This is a genomic window from Bacillus sp. FJAT-29790, from assembly GCF_019039215.1.
Lineage (GTDB): Bacteria > Bacillota > Bacilli > Bacillales > Cytobacillaceae > Cytobacillus.
The window spans coordinates 1-2187 of the sequence record NZ_JAHNZZ010000008.1; the positions used below are offsets into that span (position 1 = coordinate 1).

Annotated in this window: 4 protein-coding genes; all 4 read right to left on the reverse strand. The window is 38.2% G+C overall.

Translation table 11 applies throughout. The annotated features are described in order from the left end of the window. Positions 1-325: 325 nt before the first annotated feature. The 4 genes from BGM26_RS21195 to BGM26_RS21210 all read right to left on the reverse strand — a co-directional run bounded on the left by BGM26_RS21195 (position 326) and on the right by BGM26_RS21210 (position 2050). Complete coding sequence (locus tag BGM26_RS21195) at positions 326-589, reverse strand: pro-sigmaK processing inhibitor BofA family protein (RefSeq protein ID WP_217042282.1); 264 nt, start codon at positions 587-589, stop codon at positions 326-328. 91 nt (positions 590-680) lie between these two features. Then, positions 681-899, reverse strand: a complete 219-nt coding sequence (locus BGM26_RS21200; RefSeq protein WP_217042283.1) for a YaaL family protein — start codon at positions 897-899, stop codon at positions 681-683. A gap of 194 nt (positions 900-1093) precedes the next feature. Next, positions 1094-1690: a recombination mediator RecR gene (gene recR, locus BGM26_RS21205; protein ID WP_217042284.1), complete on the reverse strand. Its 597-nt coding sequence runs from the start codon at positions 1688-1690 to the stop codon at positions 1094-1096. 36 nt (positions 1691-1726) lie between these two features. Beyond that, entirely contained in the window at positions 1727-2050 is a 324-nt protein-coding gene (locus tag BGM26_RS21210) for a YbaB/EbfC family nucleoid-associated protein (protein ID WP_217042285.1), read from the reverse strand. Positions 2051-2187 lie beyond the last annotated feature (137 nt).

The window sequence follows — 2187 nt, forward strand, 5'->3', positions numbered from 1 at the left end:
CGTTCGTCCTGAGCCAGGATCAAACTCTCCAATAAAGAGTAAGATTAGCTCAAAAATAAAAATTTAAACGTTGACGTTTTTGTTCGTTCAGTTTTCAAAGAGCAAAATCGCAATCACCTAGAAGCGACTTTCTTAATATATCATTTCATCACCTTATTGTCAATAACTTTTTCAAGAAAATTATTAAGTGCTTCCCCTGAAAGTCTTTTAACAATATTGCTGTGACGACCTTTACTATATTATCATCATGTTTTAATACTGTCAACAACTATTAACTTTAAATTAAAAATAGAACAGCTGTAACATTTCACAGCTGTTCTATTTTTTAAACGACCCATGTTTGTATTGCCACTAGTGCAAATAAGCCGGGTATTCCTAAAATCCCAGATACAGAGGCTGTAATTAAATTAATAGGCACATAGATTCCAAATTGATTGCCAAACGCATTTAAAAAAAACAAAAATAAGGCTCCAATAAGTATTTTTATTACACCTTGTCCGATCATTCTTATTGGTTTTACTGGTGTGCCGATAAAAAGAAGCAATAATATTAACCCTCCAAGTATGGAGATCACGATGATTGGATCCAATGAGAAAAATCCTCCTTTCAGGAAACTTGTACTACCAATTTATGATATTGGCGAACAAAAAAGACCTGAAGAGGAGGAGATGAATCATAAATTATTTACTTATCGAAATGTTTCTCTTTTTTACTTCTTTAAAAAGAAAAAAATATTTTGCTTCTGCGATTTTTGCATGGCTAATAACTTCGGCGGATGGATCGAAACTCTTCTCAACGAGTAACTTCTGATTGATCCAAGATTCTTTTAATCCATTTAATTGTCCTAATAGCTGTTCATCAAATTCTTTGCGAAGCCAGCCTTTCCTTCGAAATAGCATCCATTCCGCCTCCTGAAATCAAATTCTCCTTGGCGTATTTGCGCCTAGATTTTCACCTTAACTTGCTCAAGAAACTCTTTAAAGAATCGGAGGCTTACCTTTATTCAGCCAGGATTTGTTCCCCTACTGAATCGGATACCCTATTTGCATTCATCTCGCCACTTATATCGTTATGAGACTTCTGCTGAATAAAGTTAAACTTCTCTTCTACCTTCTATCGCTTTGGACAGCGTAACCTCGTCGGCATATTCAAGATCGCCACCAACAGGGAGACCATGTGCAATACGAGTTGCTCGAATCCCCGATGGTTTTAAAAGTCGAGAAATATACATCGCTGTCGCTTCACCCTCAATATTCGGATTCGTAGCAAGAATAACCTCTTGTACTGTATCATCTTGGAGCCTTTTTAAAAGATTAGGGATATTAATATCCTCAGGTCCGATTCCGTCCATTGGTGATATCGCCCCTTGAAGAACATGGTATAATCCATGAAATTCCTTCATCTTTTCCATTGCTATGACATCTTTCGGATCTTGAACAACACAGATAATGGTTCGATCTCTTCTCTGATCCTCACATATATAACAAGGATCTTGGTCTGTGATATGACCGCAAACAGAGCAATAAGACAAATTTCTTTTTGCGTTGACTAATGCTTTTGCAAAATCAAGCACGGTGTCTTCCTTCATACTTAATATAAAAAAAGCCAGACGAGCGGCCGTTTTCGGGCCGATACCTGGCAATTTCATAAAGCTGTCTATCAGCTTAGATATCGGTTCAGGATAATGCATTGTTATTTATTCCTCCTATCCGAACGCCTATTTGAATTAGAACATTCCCGGAAGATTCATTCCTTTAGTAAATTGCCCCATCGTGTTATTCGTTAATTCATCCGCCTTTTTCAGTGCATCATTTGTTGCAGCAAGTACAAGGTCTTGAAGCATTTCGATATCTTCCGGGTCAACAACTTCTTCCTTAATATTAACTTCTAGTACTGCTTTATGACCAGAAACAATCACTGTGACCATTCCGCCTCCAGCAGTGCCCTCAATCTTTTTCTCTCCAAGCTCTTCCTGAGCCTGAGCCATTTGTTTTTGCATTTTTTGCATTTGCTTCATCATATTTTGCATATTTCCCATTCCACGCATCATTGTTTTGACCTCCAAATTGTTTATTCTTGGCTCTTTTCGCATAGATTGTTGTTTTTAGCCTTCAAAATTTGCCCGTTGCTTTCCGCGGGGAGGGACGGGAGCCTCCTCGGCGTTACCGCCTGCGGGGTCTCCCGCTT

Coding starts and splice junctions, on each gene's coding strand:
- BGM26_RS21200 (WP_217042283.1), bottom strand. CDS start 899: ATGCTATTTCGAAGGAAAGGCTGGCTTCGCAAAGAATTTGATGAACAG.
- recR (WP_217042284.1), bottom strand. CDS start 1,690: ATGCATTATCCTGAACCGATATCTAAGCTGATAGACAGCTTTATGAAA.
- BGM26_RS21210 (WP_217042285.1), bottom strand. CDS start 2,050: ATGATGCGTGGAATGGGAAATATGCAAAATATGATGAAGCAAATGCAA.